The organism is Roseateles sp. L2-2, from assembly GCF_050613215.1.
Lineage (GTDB): Bacteria > Pseudomonadota > Gammaproteobacteria > Burkholderiales > Burkholderiaceae_C > Roseateles > Roseateles noduli.
The window spans coordinates 4201275-4222219 of sequence record NZ_CP192509.1 but is presented as its reverse complement, the minus strand read 5'-3'; the positions used below and the strand labels follow the sequence as shown (position 1 = coordinate 4222219).

Genomic DNA, 20945 nt, shown 5'->3' with positions numbered 1-20945 from the left:
CCCTCAGCCCTGCTGGGGCTGATAACGCTCCAGCCAGTGCGCGTACGGCGCGGGCAGCACCCAGGTCGGCTTGTCCTTCTTCAGCTCCTGCGCGGCCTGGTACGGCCAGTGCGGATTGGCCAGCAGCGCGCGGCCGATCATGACCAGATCCAGATGGCCGTCGGCCACGGCGCGCTCGGCCAGCTGCGGCGTGTGGAAGCCCCACGCCGACGCGACCGGCAGGCCCGTCTCGCGGCGCACGCGCTGCGCGATCGGGCCGAGGAACGCGGGACCCCACGGCACCTGCGCGTCCGGCGTCGAGAAGCCGACGCTGACGTTCAGCAGGTCCAGCCCTTCCTCCTTCATCGCCCGCGTCAGGCCGATGGCTTCGGCCAGCGTCTGCTCGTCGCGGCCGTCGTACTCGATGACGCCGAAACGCGCGGTCAGCGGCAGGTGCTCGGGCCAGACCTTGCGCACGGCGCGCAGCGTCTCCAGCAGGAAACGGCCGCGGTTCTCGGCGCTGCCGCCGAACTCGTCGTCGCGCTGGTTGGCGTGGACGGAGAAGAAGCTCTGCGCCAGGTAGCCGTGCGCGAAGTGCAGCTCCAGCCAGCGGAAGCCGGCGTCGCGGGCGCGCTGCGCGGCGGCGACGAAGTCGGCCTGCACGCGGGCGATGTCGTCCTTGTCCATGGCCTTGGGGACCTGCGGCAGGCCCTTGCCGAAGGGCACGGCGGACGGCGACAGCGTGGCCCAGCCGCGCGGGTCGCCGACGGCGATGTGGTCGTCGCCTTCCCAGGGCTTGTGGGCGCTGGCCTTGCGACCCGCGTGGCCGATCTGGATGCCGGGGACGGCGCCGAAGGAGGCGATCGCGGCGGCGATGCGGGCCAGGCCCGCGGCCTGTTCGTCGTTCCACAGGCCCAGGCAGGCCGGCGTGATGCGGCCGTCAGGCGCAACGCCGGTGGCCTCGACGATCACCAGCCCCGCGCCGCCGCGCGCCAAGCCGGCGTAGTGCGTCAGGTGCCAGTCGTTGACCAGGCCGTCGGTGGCGCTGTACTGGCACATCGGCGGCACGGCGATGCGGTTGCGCAGCACGACGTCCTTGAGGGTGAACGGAGAGAACAAGCTGGACATGGAAACCTTGGGAGTGAAGAGGAGGGGGACGCGGAGGAGCGGGAGCAAGGGAGGCAGGAAAGACCTGCGGAGGCGGCAGTCTAGGAACTGCGATCCATAATGAAAAGCGATGCGGCCTTATTGCCGCGATAAGACTTGCTTATGTTGAATCCCCAATGGCTGCGGAGCTTCGCCACCCTGGCGCGCCTGGGCAGCTTCACGCGCGCTGCCGAGGCGCTGGACCTGACGCAGGCGGCGGTCAGCCAGCATGTGCGGCATCTGGAGGCCTCGCTGGGGCCGCTGCTGATCCGCCGTCCCCGTGCCATCGAACTGACCCCGGCGGGCCTCGCGACGCTGGACTACTGGCGCGAGCTGGACGAGGCCGACCAGCGCCTGCGCGGCCGGCTGGCCGACGAGGACGCCTGCCAGGGCGAGGTCGGCATGATCACGCCGGGCGGGATCGGGCTGTTCGTCTACCCGCATCTGCTGGACCTGCAGGCGCAGCGTCCCGGGCTGGTGGTGCGGCATCGCTTCGCGCCCGATCCCGACGTGCTGCAGGCGGTGCTCGACAACCGCTATGAACTGGGCCTGGTGACGCTGCGGCCGGACGACGCGAGGCTCGCGAGCTGCGCCTTCCTGGAGGAGCCTCTGGAGCTCGTGCTGCCCGCGGCGGAGACATGCGCGACCTGGGACGACCTGCGTCGCATCGGCTTCATCGACCATCCCGACGGACAGGCGATGGCGAACCGGCTGCTGAGCCGGCACTTCCCCGGCTCGCCGGGCGTGCGCGACCTGCCGGTGCGCGGCTTCAGCAACCAGATCGGCCTGCTGCTGGAGCCGGTGGCGCGTGGGCTCGGATTCACGGTCCTGACGCAGCATGCGCGTCGCGCGTTCCCCCGTCAGGACGAGATCCGGGTGCTCGACTGCGGCTCGCCGGTGGTGGACACGCTGTGGATGATCCATCGCGCGGAATGGCCGCTGTCGGCGCGCGCGCAGCACGTGGTGGAACACCTGCGCAAGACCGTGGGCGCGATGGCGCCCAAGCTGGCGACGCCGAAGTCGGCCGCACCGAAGCGCGCTTCGGCGAAGTAGGGCAGCGAGCGGGGCGCCGAACAAGGACGCCAAAAGGAAAAGCCGCCAGGAGCAGGACTCCTTGCGGCTTTCGTGTTGGTTGGTCGGGGCGGCGGGATTCGAACTCGCGACCCTCTGCTCCCAAAGCAGATGCGCTACCAGGCTGCGCTACGCCCCGACTGAGCCTTGCATTCTAGCCTGGAAATTCAGCCTCCCTCGGAAGAACGAAGAAGGTTCTTCTGCGCTCCCGCTTTGGAGGGGGCCGCGCACTCAGCCTGAGAGCTTCTGCGCGAACTGCCAACCCAGCTCCGCCATCGGCTTCGCACCTGCGCCGGCCTCGCGGGCCTGCTGGCTGGACGCGGTGCCGTCCTCGACGCGTTTGGCGATGCCCTGCAGGATCGCGCAGATGCGGAACAGGTTGTAGGCGAGGTAGAAGTTCCAGTCCTTCATCACCGTCGCCGCGTCGCCGCGGCCGGTGCGCTCGCAGTAGCGGCGCACGTAGTCGAGCTCGCTCGGGATGCCCAGCGGCGCCAGGTCCACGCCGCCCAGGCCGCGCGCCGCGCCGCTCTTGCGGATGTGCCAGGACATGCAGTGGTAGCTGAAGTCCGCCAGCGGATGCCCCAGCGTCGACAGTTCCCAGTCCAGCACCGCCAGCACGCGCGGCTCCGTCGGGTGGAAGACGAGGTTGTCCAGCCGGTAGTCGCCGTGCACGATGGACACCTCGCGCTCGTCGCGCGCCGAATCGGGGATGTGCGCCGGCAGCCACTCGATCAGGCGGTCCATCGCCTCGTTCGGGCCGGTGATCGTCGCCTGGTACTGCTTGCTCCAGCGGCCGATCTGGCGCTCGAAGTAGTTGCCCGGCTTGCCGTAGCCTTCCAGCCCCAGCGCGCGGAAATCCACCCGGTGCAGCGCGGCGATGACGCGGTTCATCTCCTCGTAGATCGCCGTGCGTTCCGCGTTGGAGGCGCCGGGCAGCGTCTGGTCCCACAAGACCCGACCCTGCATGAACTCCATGACGTAGAACGCGCGGCCGACGATGGATTCGTCCTCGCACAGCGCCAGCATGCGCGGCACCGGCACGTCGGTGCCGGCGAGGGCGCGCATCACGGTGAACTCGCGCTCGATCGCGTGCGCCGACGGCAGCAGCTTGGCCACCGGCGCCGGCTTGGCGCGCATCACGTAGGTCGCGCCCGGCGTGATCAGCTTGTAGGTGGGATTGGACTGGCCGCCCTTGAACTGCTCGATGGTCAGCGGGCCGGCGAAGCCGTCGATCTCGCGCGCCAGCCAGGCGGCAAGCGCCTCGGCGTCCATCTGCTGCGAAGGGGCGCGGGTGCCGGTGAAAGCGTCGTCCACAAGGTCTCCTGGAGTTGTCGTGATTCGTGATCGACGCGCCCCCGGAGTCCTTCGCCTTCGACAGGCGGGGACGCTCCCGGGACGCTCAGCGGTTGGCGATGGCCAGCAGCTTTTCCTTGCTCAGCACCACCAGCCGGGTCGGCTCGACGCGCACCGCGCCTTCGCGCTCGAAGCCCTTGAGCTCCTGGTTCACGCGCTGGCGCGACGCGCCCAGCAACTGCGCCAGGTCTTCCTGTGCCAGCTGCAGGCCGATGCGGACCTCCTCGCCCTGCGACACGCCGTAGCTGCGCGCCAGCAGCAGGATCTGCTTGGCCAGCCGCGAGGCCAGGGGCCGGGTGTTGAGGTCCTCGACCTGGTCGAACATCAGCCGCAGCCGCCGGCAGTTCAGGCGCAGCAGCGCTTCGTAGAGTTCGGTGTGACGCTGCAGCAGATCGCGGAAGTCGGGCTTGCGGATCACCAGCAGCGTGGTCTCGCCATGGGCGCTGGCATCGTGCGTGCGCGGCAGGCCGTCGAAGAGGGCGATGTCGCCGAACCAGATGCCCGGTTCGACATAGGTCAACGTGACCTGCTTGCCCGAGAGGGAGACCGAACTCACCCGCACCGCGCCCTTGGCCACGCCGATCCATTCCTCGGCCGGTTCGCCGCGCACCGACATCAGTGCGCCGTCGGACAGACGTCTCACGGTGGCGCGCGCCAGAATGTCGCTGCGCAGCGGCAGTGACAGCTTGGAAAACCACGGGCCCGTCTCGATGTTGTTGCGTTCCGAAATTGTAAGAACCGAGCTGTTCATGCTTTGTCGCTGGCGTGACAGGCCAGCCGTCTCCTGAATTGTGGGGATGGATCGCGCGGGTCGCGCCTTCTTGCGGGCGTCTTTCCGCCTTATTGTGGGGGACCCGCGAGGTGCCCGCAGGCGCCGCACCGTTGCGCGCATGATGCGTGGGCGATGGGCATCCGGGGGCAAGGAAGGGCGCTTTTCCGGGTTTGTCCCTGTAACCACCGTGCTAGAGTGAAACGCACACCAACAGCAACAACAGCGGGAATGGATCGAGATCTTCACGACCCGCGCGGCGCACCGCCGCCCCACAGCGTTCTCGTGCTTGCCATCCTCTTGATGTCGACGCCGGCGTGGAGCCTCGGTGTCGGCCGCCCCCAGGCGGCCTCGTCATTGGGTCAGCCGCTGAACCTGCTGTTCCCCGTCCAGCTCAATCCCGGCGAGACCGTGACGCCCGAGTGCGTGCGCGCGGAAGTCAGCGCGGGCGAGAACCCGCTGGCCACGTCGGGCTTGCACTGGCAGATCGAGGGCGACGGCTCTCGCGTCACCGGCGTGCGGCTGAAGAGTGCGCAGCGCATCGACGAGCCCATCGTCTCGGTGCAGTTGAGCATCGGTTGTCCGGCACGACTGACGCGCCAGTACACCGCCTTCATCGACCCGCCGGGGAGCAACGGCGAGGTGGTCGGCGATCCCGGTCTGCCACCCGCGGCTGCCGTGTCGCCCGCGCTGCAGGCGCAGCAGGAAGGTCAACCGGTGCGTACGCCAGAGGCGGCGCCGCGTTCGGCGACGCCGCGCACCGGGAATGGCAATGAACTGGGGATCGCCGCTGCGGCGACACCTGGCACCGCCGGGGGCAGCGCTGAACGCCCGCGTCGCCCGGCGCGCCGCGCGGCCGAGGCAAGTCCCGGCACCGACGGCGCCGGGCGCTCCACCTCGACGCGGGAATCGCGCCGGAACCAGAGCCGCGACGCGACGCGCGAAGCACGTGCCGCGCAACCCGGGACGCCGCGTCTTTCGCTGGAGCCCGTGGAGGCGTTGCAGCCGCCGGCGCCGGCGCTGCTGGCGGCCGAGGCCGCCGCCAGTGCGGCGAGCGCCGCCGAGGACGCCCGCCAGCAGATGATGGCGATGCAGAAGCAGCTCGCCGAGATGCAGGCCGAACAGAAGCGCACGCTGGCCGCGATGACGACCCTGCGCCAGGAGCTGGAAGCGGCGCGCGCGCAGGCCGCGAACGGTCGCAGCGGTTCGTCGGCCTGGCTGCTGGGCCTGAGCCTGCTGAGCCTGGCGCTGGCGGCGAGCAGCCTGCTGCTGTGGCGCAGCAACCGCGTGCAGAAGCGCGAGGCCGGCCAGCACTGGCTGGGCGACTCCCGTCACGACGAGCCGGGCGCCGAGACGGTGCTGCCGCCGGTGCCGACCGGACCGTCGCCGTTCACGCCGACGGATCCGCACAGTTCGCCGACGCCGCTGATGTCCCATCTGTCGAGCGACGGCCCCGTGGCGTCGATGGCGCCGTCGACGATCCCGATGCCGCTGAGCCTCAACGAGGAACCGACGCGGCCCGCGCCGTTGATGTCGCCGACGCCGCCGGCGTCCTCGATGTCCTCGATGTCCGCGAGGCCCGTCGCGCCGTCACGGCCGCCGACGCGGGCGCCGACCACGGCCGCGGACGACGCGCTCGACGCCCTGGCGGCGCTCGACGCGCTGGAACCGCTGAGCCTGCAGTTCGAGCGCGGCGACACGCGCCCCGCGCCGCTCACGGCCGACCTGGGCGGCGGCGGGGTGACCGTCACGGTCGAGGAACTCATCGACCTCGAACAGCAGGTCGACTTCTTCATGGTGCTGGGCCAGGACGATGCGGCGATCGAGCTGCTGTCCTCGCGCCTGAATCACCGCGACGCGGCCAGCGGCCTGCCGTTCCTGAAGCTGATGGAGCTCTACCAGCGCCGCGGCGATCGGGACGCCTTCGATCGCATCAGTGCGCGCTTCACCGAGCAGTTCCGGGCCCGGGCGCCGTCGTGGAGCGACGACCTGAACGAGGGCGACGCACTGGAAACCCACCAGGAACTGATCGAGCGGCTCGAAGCCGCCTGGTCCGATCCCGAAGGCAGCATGAGCCTGCTCCAGGACCTGCTGTCCAACCACCAGGAATACTCCGGCGACCTGGGACTGCCGGCCTACCGCGACCTGCTGCTGCTGTACGCAGTGGCGCGCGACCGCGCCGAGCATGAGGTCGACGGAAACTCGATCGACGTGGTGCTGCCGCTCGATGCCACCGCGCCAGCGGATCAGATGGCCACCATGGTCTGGCAGACGACGCCAGCGCCGTCGAGGACACCGCTCACGCAGTCGGTGGACCTGGACCTCTCGCTGGTCGAGGACGATACGCCGCGGGAGCCCAAGGGGCGGTGAACCGTCATGGCCGCTCACGCGGGTGGATGCAGGCTTTGGCACTGCCTCCACCGCTGGCCCTCACCCCCGCCCTCTCCCGCAAGCGGGAGAGGGAGTGAGAATGCACCGAGCTCATCGCATGGCTCCCCTCTTGCTCCCTCTCCCTCTCCCGCTTGCGGGAGAGGGCAGGGGTGAGGGCCAGCGGCCGCGGCACACCACCGGCCGCGCCGCAGGCGCCAAGCGCGGCTTCGCGCTTCAGATCTTCTTCAGTCGCTCAAGCGCCAGATCCAGCGTCTCATCCTTCTTCGCAAAGCAGAAGCGGATGACCTTGGCGTCGCTGCCGCCCGTGTAGAACGCCGACAACGGAATCGCCGCGACACCGATCTCGCGCGTCAGCCACTGGCTGATCGCCATGTCGCCCATCGCCGCCTGCGCCGCAGGCAGCGCGCTGTAGTCGACACACTGGAAGTAGCTGCCCGGGCAGGGACGCAGCACGAAAGCCGTGCCAGCCAGTCCCGCGCGGAAACGGTCGCGCTTGCGCTGGTAGAAGTCGCTCAGGCCCAGGTAGGGCGCAGGATCGCGCATGTAGGCCGCGAGGCCGTGCTGCATCGCGGAGTTCACCGTGAACACGTTGTACTGGTGGACCTTGCGGAACTCCGCCATCAGCGGCGCCGGCGCCGTCACGTAACCCACCTTCCAGCCGGTCACGTGGTAGGTCTTGCCGAAACTCGAGACGACGAAGCTGCGCGCGGCCAGCTCCGGCAGGCGCGAGACGCTCTGATGCGTCTGGCCGTCGTAGACCATGTGCTCGTAGACCTCGTCGCTGATCACCAGCACCTCGGTGCCGTCCAGCAGTTCGGCGAGCTGGCGCAGCTCGTCCGCGCTCCACACCGCGCCGCTGGGGTTGTGCGGGCTGTTGATCATGATCGCGCGGGTGCGCGGCGTGAGCGCGGCGCGGATGCGGTCGAAGTCGGGACGGAAGCTCGCCGGGTCCAGCGGCACCGGCACCATGACGCCGCCGGCCAGTGCGATGTTGGGCGCGTAGCTGTCGTAGGCGGGCTCCAGGACGACGACTTCGTCGCCCGGATGCACGATGGCGAGCAGCGCCGTCAGGATCGCCTGCGTTGCGCCGGCCGTGACGGTGATTTCGGTGTCGGGGTTGTACGAGTGTCCGTAGAGCGTCTCGATCTTGGCGGCGATCGCCTGGCGCAGCGCGGGCACGCCGGGCATCGGCGGGTACTGGTTGTGGCCGGCGCGCATCGCGGCGTCGACGGCGTCCAGCAACGCCGGATCGCCTTCGAAGTCCGGGAAGCCCTGGCCGAGGTTGACCGCCTGGTGCTGCTGCGCCAGTGCGGACATGACGCTGAACACCGTCACGCCCAGTTGGGGCAGGCGGCTCGCGGGAAGAGGAGTGTGGACGCGCATGGTGGGGATCACAAATCGTAGTCGCTGGCCTCGCCGCTCATGGCGCGCTGGAGCAGCGTGCGGTTGAGGCGGTCGGACAGCAGTTCGGCGAAGCTGTAGACGTAGTTGCGCAGGTAGGCGCCGCGCTTGAAGGCGATGCGGGCGACGTTCTGGCCGAGCAGGTGGCCGAGCGGCCGCGAGACGAGTTCGCCGCCGGGCGGGTCTTCGCGGACCGCCATCTCGGCGACGATGCCCACGCCCAGGCCCAGCCGCACGTAGGTCTTGATGACGTCGGAGTCGATGGCCTCCAGCACGATGTTGGGCTTGAGCTGGCGTTGCGCGAAGGCGCGATCGATGCGGGTGCGGCCGGTGAAGCTGGGGTGGTAGGAGACCAGCGGCTGCGCGGCCAGGTGTTCGAGGTCGATGCGTTCGAGCTGCGCCAGCGCATGCTCGGCGCGCATCACCAGCACGTGCTGCCATTCGTAGGCGGGCAGGGTGACGAGCTCTTCGAACTGCGACAGCGATTCAGTGGCCAGGCCGACGTCCGCCGTCTCGTCGATCAGCATCTTCGCGACCTGGTCCGGGCTGCCCTGGTGCAGGCCGATGTTGACCTGGGGGAACTGCTTGCGCAGCTGCGTGACCGGGCCGGGCAGCACGTACCTCGCCTGCGTGTGCGTGGTCGCGATCGAGAGCGTGCCGACGTCCTGCTTGGAGTACTCCTCGCCGATGCGCTTGAGGTTGCCGACCTCGCGCATGATGATCTCGATGGACTTGAGCACCTGCCGGCCGGGCTCGGTGATGCTGCGCAGGCGCTTGCCGTGGCGCGAGAAGATGTCGACGCCGAGCTCTTCCTCGAGCTCCAGGATCGCCTTGGAGACGCCCGGCTGCGAGGTGTACAGGGCCTTGGCCGTCTCGGTCAGGTTGAGGTTGCGGCGCGCGGCCTCTTGGACGAAGCGGAACTGGTGCAGATTCATGGCAGGTTCATCGCAGGGTTCAAGACTCGGGAAGCACGGTCGGCGTGGCGGGGTCGAGGGGATCGGCGGGGAGCGTGACGGACGTGATCAGGTCCAGCGTCGCGCCGGCCATGGCACGGATCACCGACGGCTGTTCGCCGATGGCGTCGTGCAGGACGAGCAGCACGCCCGGGTGCGTCGCGCGCAGCGATTCCACCAGCGGCGGCACGTCGCGGCGCACATGGCCGCTGGCGCCGAGGAACATCGGCACGATCTGGATGCGCGTGCAGCCCACCGCGACCAGCGCGCCGGCGGCGGTGGCCAGGTCGGGCGTCATCAGTTCCAGGTAGGCGAGGGCGATGGGCAGGTCCGGACGTCGCGTCTGGAGTTCCGCGGCAATGGCCTGGAACGGCCCGGCCCAGGCCGGATCGCGGGCCCCGTGGGCGAAGAGCAGCAGACCGTCCATCAGCAGTCCTCCCTCGGGCGAAACGTCGGTGACACGGGCCGGTGGTCGGCCGGGCAGGCGGCGTTCCCGCCGCTCATCGATACCGCACCAGCCAGTAGAACGCGCCCATCGAGATGCCCAGGTAGAGCAGGCTGGGCGCCGAAGCCACCAGCCACGGCGTCCAGTCGCGCAGCAGGCCGAGGTGACCCGTGATCGCGTTCAGCACCACGAAGCTGATGCCCAGCATGATGCCGCCGAAGACCTTCACGCTGATGCCGCCCGAGCGGAAGTGCAGGTAGGCGAAGGGCAGCGCCAGCGCCACCATCACCATGCAGGCGAACGGATAGAAGGCCTTGCGCCAGAACTGGATCTCGGGCTGCGCCGAGGACTGCTCCTGCGAGGACAGGTGGCGCGTGTAGCGGTAGAGCTCCAGCGTGGACATGTTCCAGGTCGGCTGCACCGCCGCCGCCACCACGCCCGAGGGCAGCTGGCTCTGCCACTCGTACTTGGGCAGCAGGATCTCGCGCACCGCCGGGTTTTCCGAGAGCTTGTCCTGCGGCGCCGCCGGGTCCGCATGCTGCGGCGCCGACAGCGCGGGCTGGTTCAGCGGCGACGGCGCGCGCGACCACTGCATCAGCTGCACGTCGTTCATCAGCCAGCGACCGGTCGGATCGACGGTCGCATTCTTGGCGGTCAGCCGCGTGGCCATCGCGCCCTTGCTGTCGAACTCGTAGACGAGCACGTCCTCCATCGTTCCGTTGGCGCGCGCCCGGCCGACGTGGACCGCGTAGCTGAAGTCGCCGACGCGGTCCTTCAACCAGGCGCCCTGGGCGTTCGTGACGCCGCCGTTGGCGCTGGACTTGAGCAGCTGCGCCTGGCGGTCCGCCCAGGGATTGACGAAGTCGCCCACGACGAAGGCCAGCACGGCGAAGGCCAGTGCCATCACGCTCAGCAGACCCAGCGCGCGCTGCGGGCCGAGGCCGCCGGTGCGCAGGATGGTGAACTCGCTGGACTGCGCCAGCCGCGCCATGCTGAAGATGGTGCCGATCAGGACCGCGATGGGCATCAGCTCGTAGAAGCGGCCCGGCAGCTTCAGCATGCTGGACCAGACCGCCAGCCCGATGCCCAGGCCCAGGCGCTGGAAGCGGTCCAGGTCGTCGATGAAGTCCAGGAAGAAGAACAGCGCCAGGAACCCGGTCATGACCAGGGCGAAGGAGCTCAGGATGTCGCGGTACAGCAGCCGCCGGACGGTTCTCATGTGGGCACTCCCGGCGTGGAAGACGACATCGACGCGGGCGCGATCACCATGCCGGCCGGCGGTGCGACGAAGACCGTCTCCGCGTAGCCCGGGTTCTCGGGCGGGGCCGGCAGCACGCCGCTGCGCGGAGCGCCCACGCGCGCCCCCTGTTCCCGCCACAGCATCAGCAGCAGCGCCACGAGGAAGGCGCCCCCGTGCAGCGCGAACAGGGCCGGGCCCAGCTTGACCTTGTTGCCGACCACCCAGGTCTGGCTCAGGGTCGTCAGGTTGTAGTAGACGATGAAGGCCAGCAGGGCGAAGAGCAGGTTCCAGTTGCTGGCGCGACGCGGGTTGGTCGCGGAGATGCCGATGCCCAGCAGCACCAGGTTGACGCAGGCCAGCGCCATGCCGAAGCGAAAGGCCAGTTCGCCGTCGCCCTGCGGCGTGCGCTCGAGCAGCAGGTCCATCGTCGGTCTGGCCTTGGGCGGCAGCGTGCCGCCGACGCGCATGACCTCCTCATCCACCACGACCTGGTACTGCTGGAAGCGCGCCACCGACTTGTCGCCGTTGCGCTGGTCGACGTCGTTGCGCTGGCCGTGATCCAGCACCAGCACGCGCTGGTTGTCCTTGTACTGCAGCGCGCCGCGCGCCGAGGTCGTCACCGACTCCAGGTGCTCGGTGTTGTTCATGATGAAGACGTTGCGCGCCGCGGCCTCGTCGGCGGGATCGCGTTCGATGAAGAACACCCGCGTGCCGTCGCTGGACGTCTGGAACTGGCCGGGCGCGACGCGGGAGAGGTCGCTGCGCTGCTCGAACTGCGCACGGAGCTGGGCGCTGCTGTCGTTGCTCCACGGCGAGACGATGGTCAGCAGCACCAGCACCACGACCAGCACCGGCGAGGCCATGGTCAGCACCGGCCGTGCGAATCGCGTCAGTCCCAGACCGCTGGCGAACCAGACGGTCATCTCCGATTCCTTGTACATGCGCCCCAGCGACATGACGACGGCCACGAAGAGCGACAGGCCCAGCATCAGCGGCAGCTGCGTGAGCGTCAGGTAGCCCAGCGACAGCAGCACGTGCTGCGGGGCCACCGTCCCCTTGGCCGCCATGCCGAGCGAGCGCACCAGCAGCATCGTCACGACGATGGTCAGGATGACCACGAAGGCCAATCCGAAACTGCGGGCCAGTTCCTTGCGTACGGTTGAATCGAATAACATCCGGGCACTTTATCTACTTCTCGGCATTATGGACTTCCGCTCTCAGCTCGTTTCCCTCGACGCCCTGTCGTCGCACGGCGCTGACGCCCTCGTGCTGGTGGTCGCGGGCGACAGCCTGCCGGCCTCGCTCGACAAGACCGTCGCCGCCCTGGTCAAGGATGCCGTCAAGCTCGGCGACTTCGAGCTGAAGGCGGGTCAGGTCTTGTCCCTGGTCCGCCCCGCCGGCCTGAAGGCCCCCAGACTGGTCGTCGCCGGCAGCGGCGCGTCGCTGAAGGCCGCCCGCACCGCGTTGGGCGCCGCGCTGGGCCAGCTCAAGGGCAAGGGCGCCGTCGGCGCCTCGGTGGCCTACGTCGGTTTCGGCGCAGAGCTGACCGAGTCCCTGGCCGAGCAGACCGTGCTCGCCGCCCAGGAAGCGACCTACGTCTACCGCGAGACCAAGCCGAGCGCGCCCGCCGCGTCGAAACTGACGAAGATCGCCCTGCTGCACGGCAAGGACGACGTGAAGGCGGTCAAGGCCGGCCTGACCCGCGGCCAGGCCATCGGCGCCGGCATCGCCGTCGCGCGCGAATGCGCCAACCTGCCGCCCAACGTCGCCACGCCGGCCTACCTGGCCGACCAGACCAAGGCCCTGGCCAAGAGCCACGGCATCAAGGTCGAGGTCCTGGACCAGAAGGGCATCGAGAAGCTGGGCATGGGCTCCTTCCTGTCCGTGGCCAAGGGCTCCGACGTGCCGCCGCGTTTCATCGTCGCCAAGTACGAAGGTGCCGCCAAGACGCAGGCGCCGGTGGTGCTGGTCGGCAAGGGCATCACCTTCGACTCGGGCGGCATCTCGCTGAAGCCGGGCGCCGGCATGGACGAGATGAAGTTCGACATGGGCGGCGCCGCCTCCGTGCTGGGCACGCTGCGCGCCGTGGTCGAGCTCAAGCCCAAGATCAACCTGGTCGTGCTGATCGCCGCCTGCGAGAACATGCCCAGCGGCCGCGCGGTCAAGCCGGGCGACGTGGTGACCTCCATGTCCGGCCAGACCATCGAGATCCTGAACACGGACGCCGAAGGTCGCCTGATCCTGTGCGACGCGCTGACCTACGCCGAGCGCTTCAAGCCCGCAGCCGTGGTCGACGTCGCGACGCTGACCGGCGCCTGCGTGATCGCGCTGGGCGGCGTGCGTTCGGGCATGTATGCCAGCGACGATGAACTGGCCGCCGCGCTGAGCGCCGCCGGCGAGACGGCGCTGGACCCGTGCTGGCGCCTGCCGCTGGACGACGACTACGCCGACGGCCTGAAGACCAACTTCGCCGACGTCGCCAACGTCGCCGGTCGCGAGGGCGGTTCCATCACCGCCGCCAAGTTCCTGCAGCGCTTCGCGTCCAAGTACCGCTGGGGTCACCTGGACATCGCCGGCACCGCCTGGAAGGGCGGCGGCGCCAAGGGCGCCACCGGCCGTCCGGTCGGTCTGCTGACGCACTTCGTGCTGTCGCAGGTCCGCTGAACGTCGTCGGCGTTCCCGGAAAGCTGAAGCTGAAGTCGCGAGGGCAGGGCCGGTGACGGAAGTCAACTTCTATACCGGCGTGCCCGACCGCCAGGTCTACGCCTGCCGCCTGCTGCGCAAGACGCAGGCGGCGGGGCTGACCGTCGGGGTCTGGGGACCGATGCGCCTGCTGGAGCGTCTGGACCAGACGCTCTGGACCTTCGAGCCCGGCGAGTTCCTCCCCCACCTGCTGCTGCGTGCCGACACGCCGGCCGCGCTGCGGGACCGCACCCCGATCCTGCTCTCGGACCAGCTCGACGCGCTGGCCGGGTGCCAGGTCTTGCTGAATTTCGAGCCCGGCGTGCCGCCCGGCCTCGAGCGTTTCGAGCGCGTGCTGGAACTGGTCTCCGCCGACGCCGAGCAGGTCGCCGCGGGACGCGGACGATTCAAGGCCTACAAGGCGCTCGGCCTGACGCTGAATCACCACGTGATGTCGGCCTGAGCCGACCGATTCCTGTCATTCCTTCGCTGGACGACGGCTGCGCCAAGCGGGTGCCGCCTCGCGCCGCCGTGGTGCCGCGAAGCCCATGGACAGGGCGTCGGACCGGCTCGCCGAGGATCGGCTGGGCGGAAAACCGCACTCCGCGTGCGGCCTGTGTGCACGCCGTCGCACTCCTGCGAAAACCATCCGGGTTTGCCCCGGTGACAGGGGCGCGACAACGCCTGCGCCGTGACTGCGTTCACAGCATTTTCACTATGGAAACGCTTCCGTCTTTCGGGGTATGGTCGCTCGCGTTGAGAACTCAACGTCATTCCACATATCCCGAGTCGGAGGTTCCTAGATGCAATCCAAGCTGAATGTGATCGTGGGCGCAATCGCCATTGCCGCAAGCGGCGCCGCCCTGGCGCAGGATGCGGTGGTCAAGATCGGCCACGTGGGTCCGACCAGCGGCGCCATCGCGCACCTGGGCAAGGACAATGAACTGGGCGCCAAGATGGCCATCGACGAGCTGAACGCCAAGGGCGTGACGATCGGCGGCAAGAAGGTCAAGTTCGAGCTGCTGGCCGAAGACGACGCCGGCGATCCGAAGCAAGGCACCGCGGCCGCCCAGAAGCTGGTCGACTCCAAGGTCAACGGCGTGATCGGCCACCTGAACTCCGGCACGACCATCCCCGCGTCCAAGATCTACAGCGACGCCGGCATCCCGCAGATCTCGCCGTCGGCGACCAACCCCAAGTACACCCGCAACGGCTACAAGACGGCGTTCCGCGTCGTGGCCGACGACGTGCACCTGGGCGGCACGCTGGGCAAGTACGCGGTGACCTCGCTGAAGGGCAAGTCCATCGCCGTCATCGACGACCGCACCGCCTACGGCCAGGGCGTCGCCGACGAGTTCGAGAAGGGCGTCAAGGCCGCCGGCGGCAAGGTCGTCGGTCGCGAATTCACCAACGACAAGGCCACGGACTTCACCGCCATCCTGACCTCCCTGAAGGGCAAGAAGCCCGACGTCGTCTTCTTCGGCGGCATGGACGCCGTGGCCGGCCCGATGCTGCGCCAGATGAAGCAGCTGGGCATCGAAGCCAAGTTCATGGGCGGCGACGGCATCTGCACGGCCGAACTGCCCAAGCTGTCGGCCGGCACGATCTCCGACAGCCAGGTCGTCTGCGCGGAAGCGGGCGGCGTGGAAGGCGAGTCGAAGAAGTCGCTGGACGCCTTCAAGGCCAAGTTCAAGGACAAGTACAAGGTCGAGGTGCAGATCTACGCCCCGTACGTCTATGACGCGGTCAACGTGATGGTCGACGCCATGGTCAAGGCCAAGTCCGCCGATCCGAAGGTCTACCTGCCGGTGCTGGCCAAGACGGCCGACTTCAAGGGCGTGACCGGCACGATCGCGTTCGACGCCAAGGGCGACATCAAGAACGGCGCGCTGACCCTGTACACCTACAAGGGCGGCAACCGCGAGCAGCTCGCCGTCGTGCGCTGATCCACCGGTCGGGACGTCCGTCGGACCCCGGGTCCTTCCTTCGAAGGACTCCGGAAGTCACCAAGGTCACCCGCGCCACAAGACGCCCACTCCGGTGGGCGTTTTTTTTCGTCCCGCGTTGTCGTCATTCCTTCACGTTCCCTCTCTGACAGGACGACGTCGGCACGACACCCGGCTGTCCCCTGATCGAGGGGTCACCCCCTCACTCACGTGCATTCCCACACGAGAGCCCCTCAAAGCATTCAGTCAGGGGGTTTGCACCTAACTGGGCCTACAGACAATGGCCCCCGTCAGCGTGCTGCAGGGTCGATTCGGGGATCCGGCGGCGGTCGGCGAGACGGGTTCAACCGAGCCGGATTGCAAGGCGGACGCCCCTGCAAACAGGGGGCTTTCAAGCCTGGGGGTGGGAGGCATGATGCCCCCCGCAGCGGATGGGGCTTCCTCGGGCGGAAGCAGTGTCCGCGACGAGCGGTCCTGAGAGGTTCACCCGGGTCGGCGACAGCATCCCAAGAGGATGCCGTGACCAGCTTTGGGGACGGGCATGATTCGAATTTTCAACCATTACCTTCATCGTCGTACCCTGGTTCAGGTGCTGTTCGACCTGGGCCTGATCGTGGCGGCGGTGTTCGCGGTCGCGTTGAGCCAGGGCAGCGGCGAGCACATGGTGAGCTTCGCCGCGTCGTACGGACTCTCCCTCGCCGGCGGCATGTTCGTCATCAACTCCGCGTCCGGCCTCTACTCCCAATCCCACAAGCGCTCGCTGACGCAGTCCTGCGCCCGCGCGCTCTTCGCGCTGCTGATCGGCCTGCCGCTGGCCTACGGCCTGTTCAGCCTGATCCCCGCGACCGTCTCCCACCGCGACCTGCTGACCACGACCGCCATGCTGGCCGTCGCACTGGTCATGGTGCACCGTGTGTACGCCGCGCATTCCGGCGCGCAGGGCGCCGGCCGGACCAAGATCCTGATCTTCGGCAGCGGCCATGCCGCCCTGGCCGTCAGCGACAGCCTGCGCGCCGCCGATCCGCACGCGCAGATCGTCGGTTTCCTGCCCGGCCCGAACGAGGTCGATCCGCAGGTCCCCGCGCATGAACTGCTGGCCGCCGAGAGCCTCACCGACGCCGCCATGCGCCTGGGCGTGGACGAGATCGTCGTGGCCCTGTCCGAGCGCCGCGGCGGCAGCATGCCGCTGCGCCAGCTGCTGGACTGCAAGCTCTACGGCATCCGCGTCGTGGACCTGGCCACCTACTTCGAGAAGACGCTGGCCCAGATCAAGATCAGCCACGTGCACGCCGGCTGGCTGATCTTCGGCGACGGCTTCAACCAGGGCGTGCTGCGCAGCGCCGTCAAGCGCGCCTTCGACCTGGTGTCCTCGCTGCTGCTGCTGGTGGCGACCGCGCCGATCATGGCGGTCACCGCGCTGCTCATCAAGCTGGAATCGCCCGGCGGCATCTTCTACACGCAGGAACGCGTCGGCCTGAACGGTGCGACCTTCAAGGTGATCAAGTTCCGCAGCATGCGCAACGACGCCGAGAAGGACGGTCGTCCCCAGTGGGCGACCAAGAACGACGCCCGCGTCACGCGCGTCGGCAACTTCATCCGCAAGGTCCGCATCGACGAGCTGCCGCAGCTGATCAACGTGCTGCGCGGCGAGATGAGCATGGTCGGCCCGCGTCCGGAACGTCCGTTCTTCGTCGACGAGCTGGTCGCGCAGATCCCGTACTACGCCGTGCGTCACAGCGTGAAGCCGGGCGTGACCGGCTGGGCGCAGGTCCGCTACGAATACGGCTCGACCATCGAGGACTCGCTGGAGAAGCTCCAGTACGACCTGTACTACGTCAAGAACCACACGCTGTTCCTCGACCTGCTGATCATGCTCGAGACGGTGGCGGTGGTCCTGACGGGCCGGGGGGCGCGCTGAGCGCGACGGCGGAGCGTCCCGCTCCCGGCGTCCGGTCCCCGCGCCCGACGATCCTGCTCGCGGCGTTCGCGCCGGGACATTGATCCATGTGGACCGACACCCTGAGCCTCGGCGCCGCGTCGGGGATCGTCGCGGTATTCGCGCATCTGGCCCTGGCGGTCGTGGTGCTGCCCCAGTTCGGCCAGCACCGGCGCCGCGCGCTGCGGCTGCAGGCGGCCCTGCTGCTCACCGCCCTGTGGGCCGGCCTTGATGCCGCGGCCGAGCAGGGCTGGCTCGGCAGCCACCAGTGGCCCGCGCTGGTGCTCCTCCCCATCTGCGACGCGCTGCGCTACGGCGCGTGGTTCTCCTTCATCCTGGCGCTGATCGAATCGCGCGACGACGACGGCCAGGCGCGCAGCGCCGGCGTCGCCCGGCCGCTGCAGTGGCTGGCGTGGGCCGGCGTGGCCGCGGCCGTGGCGCTGCCGCTGTGGCGCTACTGGGGCGAAGCGCCGCTGGCGGAGATGCAGCGCCCCATGACGATGGCCTGGCTGGGCCTGGGTGTGTTCGGGCTGGTGCTGATCGAGCAGATGCTGCGCAACATCGACAGCGACGCGCGCTGGAACGCCAAGCCGGTGAGCCTGGGCCTGGGCGCGGTCTTCGCGTTCGACGTGTTCGTGTACTCGCAGGCCTCGCTGTTCGCGCAGTTCGACGGCGACGCCCTGAGCGTGCGCGCGGCCGTGCACAGCCTCGCCGTGCCGCTGTTGTGGCTGGCCAGCCGCCGCCACAAGAAGTGGCTGGACAAGCTCCATGTCTCGCGCACCGCGGCCTTCCATTCCGCGACGCTGCTGATCGTCGGCGTGTACCTGCTCGGCGTGTCCGGCATCGGCTACTACGTGCGCTACACCGGCGGCGAATGGGGCCGCGCGCTGCAGCAGGTGCTGCTCGCGGTGGGCGTGCTGGTGCTGCTGACGATGGGCTTGTCGGGCTCGTTGCGCGCGAAGCTGCGCGTCTACATCAGCAAGCATTTCTTCAGCTACCGCTACGACTATCGTCAGGAATGGCTGCGCTTCACCGCGATGCTGTCGGCCAGCGCGTCGCCGGCGGAGCTGGGCGAATCGGTGATCCGCGGCCTGGCGCATCTGGTGGAGAGCCCTGGCGGCGCGCTGTGGCTGCGCCGCGCGCCGGCGACGACGGCCGGCACGGACTACCAGCAGGCGGCGCGCTGGAACCTCAACGACGACCGCCAGCCGCTCACGGCCGACGAGCCGCTGCTGCGCCTGCTGCAGGAACGCGCGTGGATCGTCGACCTCGACGAGTGGCGACAGAGCCCGGCCGCCTACGAACATGCGCCGCTGCCCGCGGCGATCGCCGGCGATGCGCGTCATTGGCTGCTGATCCCGCTGCTCAACGCCGGCGTGCTGACGGGCTGGGTGATCCTGGGCCAGCCGCGCACGCGGCTGGAGCTGAACTGGGAAGTGCGCGATCTGCTGCGCACCGCCGCCCAGCAGGCGGCCAGTTACCTCGCGCAGATGCAGGCCGCGGAGGCGTTGCTGGAAGCGCGCAAGTTCGAGGCCTTCAACCGCATGTCGGCCTTCGTCGTGCACGACCTCAAGAACATCGTCACCCAGCTCTCGCTGATGATGAAGAACGCCAAGCGCCTGCGGGACAACCCGGAGTTCCAGCAGGACATGCTGGACACGGTGGAAAACTCGCTGGAGAAGATGCGCCAGCTGATGCTGCAATTGCGCGAGGGCGACAAGCCGCATCACGGCAGCGCCGGCGGCGTGGCGCTGACGGCGATCGCGCGGCGGCTGGCCGCGGCGGCCGTGAGCAAGGGCCGCGCGCTGGAGCTGGAGTTGCGCGACGAGGTCAGCGCACGCGGCCATGAGGAGCGCATCGAACGCGTGCTCGGCCACGTCGTGCAGAACGCGCTGGACGCGACGCCGATCGACGGCCGCGTGACCTTGCGATTGCAGCGCGTGGGCAGCCACGCGCAGGTGGAAGTGGAAGATACTGGCTGCGGCATGTCGCAGGAGTTCATCGATCAACGGCTGTTCAAGCCGTTCCAGACGACGAAGGCGGCGGGCATGGGCATCGGCGCCTACGAGAGCTACCAGTATCTGCAGGAACTCGGAGGAAAGATCAACGTGGAAAGCGCGCCTGGAAGAGGCACCAAGGTCACCATCCTGCTGCCGCTGTTCTTTGCCCAGTCGGGCAGCGACGCCGGCCTGGTGGAGGCACGATGAGTGCACAACCGCCTTCGCTGCTGATCGTCGAGGACGACCTCGCCCTGCAGAAGCAGCTGAAGTGGTCGATGGACCGCTTCGAGTCCGTCACCGCCGACGACGTCGCCAGCGCCGTGCTGCAGTTCCGCCGGCACAAGCCGCCCGTCGTCACGATGGATCTGGGCTTGCCGCCCGACCAGGATTCGACGTCGGAAGGTTTCAAGCTGCTGGAGAAGCTGATCGAGCTCGAGCCCGGCACCAAGGTCATCGTGCTGACCGGCCAGAACGACCAGTCCAACGCGCTGCGCGCGATCCGCATGGGCGCGTACGACTTCCTGGCCAAGCCGGTCGATCCGGACGTGCTGGTGCTGACGGTGGAGCGCGCGATGCGCTTGCACGAGCTGCAGCAGGAGAACCAGCGCCTGCTGACGCAGCAGGACGGCGAGCCCACCGGCAAGCTGCTCACGCGCGACGCGCAGATGCAGCGCATCTGCCGCACCGTCGAGCGCGTGGCCGGCAGCGACGCGACCGTGCTGCTGCTGGGCGAGAGCGGCACCGGCAAGGAAGTGCTGGCACAGTCGCTGCACGACGCCTCCAAGCGCAAGGGCCGCTTCGTCGCGATCAACTGCGCGGCGATCCCCGAGGCGCTGCTCGAAAGCGAGCTGTTCGGCTACGAGCGCGGCGCCTTCACCGGCGCGACCAAGACCACGGTCGGCAAGATCGAGACGGCCCACGGCGGCACGCTGATGCTCGATGAAATCGGCGATCTGCCGATGCCCCTGCAGGCCAAGCTGCTGCGCTTCCTGCAGGAGCGCAGCATCGAGCGCCTCGGCGGCCGTCAGGAGATCGCGGTCGACGTGCGCATCGTCGGCGCGACGCACCAGGACCTGAAGGCCAAGATCGAGCAGGGCCTGTTCCGCGAAGACCTGTTCTACCGGCTCGCCGAGATCGTCGTGGACATCCCGCCGCTGCGCGATCGCGCCGGCGACGCGGTGTTGCTGAGCCACGCCTTCCTGCGCCGCTTCTCCTCGGAGCAGCGCCGTCCCATCCTGCGCCTGGCCGACGACGCGATCCGCGCCGTCGAGGCCCACCGCTGGCCGGGCAACGTGCGCGAGCTGCAGAACGTCATGAAGCGCGCGTCCATCATGGCCGACGGCGAACGCATCACCGCCGACGACCTCAACCTGCCGGTGCCCGCGGGCGCCGACGTGCCGGCGGACGGCTCGGAACTCGACCTGCGCGCCGTGCGCGAGCGCGCCGAGCGCCAGGCCGTCGTGGCCGCGCTGTCCCGCACGGACGGCAACATCGCCAAGGCCGCCGACCTGCTCGGCGTCAGCCGGCCGACGCTGTACGACCTGATGGCCCGCCTCGGCGTCAAGGCCTGAGCATCGACACGCCGCGGCCACTCCACGGATACCCGCGAATCAACCCAAGCATCACCCGACAG

General features: G+C 69.1%; 16 protein-coding genes and 1 tRNA gene. 8 read left to right on the top strand and 9 right to left on the bottom strand.

Going from position 1 to position 20945, the window contains the following annotated elements; translation table 11 throughout:
* Positions 1 to 3: 3 nt before the first annotated feature.
* Positions 4 to 1107, bottom strand: a complete 1104-nt coding sequence (locus ACQZ13_RS18895; RefSeq protein WP_431047066.1) for an NADH:flavin oxidoreductase/NADH oxidase — start codon at positions 1105 to 1107, stop codon at positions 4 to 6.
* A 141-nt stretch (positions 1108 to 1248) separates the two neighbouring features.
* On the opposite strand from ACQZ13_RS18895, the gene ACQZ13_RS18890 reads away from it, so the two are divergent.
* A complete protein-coding gene (locus ACQZ13_RS18890) occupies positions 1249 to 2178 on the top strand; it encodes a LysR family transcriptional regulator (protein ID WP_431047064.1) in 930 nt (309 codons plus the stop codon).
* 80 nt (positions 2179 to 2258) lie between these two features.
* Here ACQZ13_RS18890 and ACQZ13_RS18885 read toward each other — a convergent pair.
* From ACQZ13_RS18885 to ACQZ13_RS18875, 3 genes are all read right to left on the bottom strand, one after another.
* Positions 2259 to 2335: transfer RNA gene (locus ACQZ13_RS18885), tRNA-Pro, on the bottom strand.
* A 92-nt stretch (positions 2336 to 2427) separates the two neighbouring features.
* The gene (locus tag ACQZ13_RS18880; RefSeq protein WP_431053286.1) at positions 2428 to 3468 is read right to left on the bottom strand and encodes a phosphotransferase; all 1041 of its coding nucleotides are present in this window, start codon (positions 3466 to 3468) and stop codon (positions 2428 to 2430) included.
* Between the two features lie 127 nt (positions 3469 to 3595).
* Positions 3596 to 4300, bottom strand: coding sequence for a Crp/Fnr family transcriptional regulator (locus ACQZ13_RS18875; protein ID WP_297524157.1), 705 nt, complete (start codon positions 4298 to 4300; stop codon positions 3596 to 3598).
* Between the two features lie 303 nt (positions 4301 to 4603).
* Between ACQZ13_RS18875 and ACQZ13_RS18870 the strand changes: the two genes are divergently transcribed.
* Positions 4604 to 6688, top strand: coding sequence for a hypothetical protein (locus ACQZ13_RS18870; protein WP_431047062.1), 2085 nt, complete (start codon positions 4604 to 4606; stop codon positions 6686 to 6688).
* A 234-nt stretch (positions 6689 to 6922) separates the two neighbouring features.
* On the opposite strand, the gene ACQZ13_RS18865 is transcribed toward ACQZ13_RS18870, so the two are convergent.
* The 5 genes from ACQZ13_RS18865 to lptF all read right to left on the bottom strand — a co-directional run bounded on the left by ACQZ13_RS18865 (position 6923) and on the right by lptF (position 11923).
* Positions 6923 to 8092, bottom strand: a complete 1170-nt coding sequence (locus ACQZ13_RS18865; protein WP_431047060.1) for a pyridoxal phosphate-dependent aminotransferase — start codon at positions 8090 to 8092, stop codon at positions 6923 to 6925.
* A gap of 8 nt (positions 8093 to 8100) precedes the next feature.
* A complete protein-coding gene (locus ACQZ13_RS18860) occupies positions 8101 to 9045 on the bottom strand; it encodes a CysB family HTH-type transcriptional regulator (RefSeq protein ID WP_431047058.1) in 945 nt (314 codons plus the stop codon).
* 19 nt (positions 9046 to 9064) lie between these two features.
* On the bottom strand, positions 9065 to 9490 hold the full coding sequence (locus tag ACQZ13_RS18855) for a sirohydrochlorin chelatase (RefSeq protein ID WP_088408214.1): 426 nt from the start codon (positions 9488 to 9490) through the stop codon (positions 9065 to 9067).
* Positions 9491 to 9563: 73 nt separating this feature from the next.
* Positions 9564 to 10727 (bottom strand): LPS export ABC transporter permease LptG, encoded by a 1164-nt coding sequence (gene lptG, locus ACQZ13_RS18850; RefSeq protein WP_431047056.1) that lies wholly within the window; start codon positions 10725 to 10727, stop codon positions 9564 to 9566.
* A complete protein-coding gene (gene lptF, locus ACQZ13_RS18845) occupies positions 10724 to 11923 on the bottom strand; it encodes an LPS export ABC transporter permease LptF (RefSeq protein ID WP_431047054.1) in 1200 nt (399 codons plus the stop codon). Before lptF ends, lptG begins: the two co-directional genes overlap by 4 nt.
* A gap of 28 nt (positions 11924 to 11951) precedes the next feature.
* Between lptF and ACQZ13_RS18840 the strand changes: the two genes are divergently transcribed.
* From ACQZ13_RS18840 to prsR, 6 genes are all read left to right on the top strand, one after another.
* On the top strand, positions 11952 to 13412 hold the full coding sequence (locus ACQZ13_RS18840) for a leucyl aminopeptidase (RefSeq protein ID WP_431047052.1): 1461 nt from the start codon (positions 11952 to 11954) through the stop codon (positions 13410 to 13412).
* A 52-nt stretch (positions 13413 to 13464) separates the two neighbouring features.
* On the top strand, positions 13465 to 13893 hold the full coding sequence (locus ACQZ13_RS18835; RefSeq protein ID WP_431047050.1) for a DNA polymerase III subunit chi: 429 nt from the start codon (positions 13465 to 13467) through the stop codon (positions 13891 to 13893).
* 340 nt (positions 13894 to 14233) lie between these two features.
* Positions 14234 to 15376: a branched-chain amino acid ABC transporter substrate-binding protein gene (locus ACQZ13_RS18830; RefSeq protein ID WP_088408209.1), complete on the top strand. Its 1143-nt coding sequence runs from the start codon at positions 14234 to 14236 to the stop codon at positions 15374 to 15376.
* Positions 15377 to 15917: 541 nt separating this feature from the next.
* Entirely contained in the window at positions 15918 to 17294 is a 1377-nt protein-coding gene (locus ACQZ13_RS18825) for a TIGR03013 family XrtA/PEP-CTERM system glycosyltransferase (protein ID WP_088408208.1), read from the top strand.
* 86 nt (positions 17295 to 17380) lie between these two features.
* A complete protein-coding gene (prsK, locus tag ACQZ13_RS18820; protein ID WP_431047047.1) occupies positions 17381 to 19519 on the top strand; it encodes an XrtA/PEP-CTERM system histidine kinase PrsK in 2139 nt (712 codons plus the stop codon).
* Entirely contained in the window at positions 19516 to 20883 is a 1368-nt protein-coding gene (prsR, locus tag ACQZ13_RS18815; RefSeq protein WP_088408206.1) for a PEP-CTERM-box response regulator transcription factor, read from the top strand. Before prsK ends, prsR begins: the two co-directional genes overlap by 4 nt.
* The last annotated feature ends 62 nt before the right edge of the window (positions 20884 to 20945 follow it).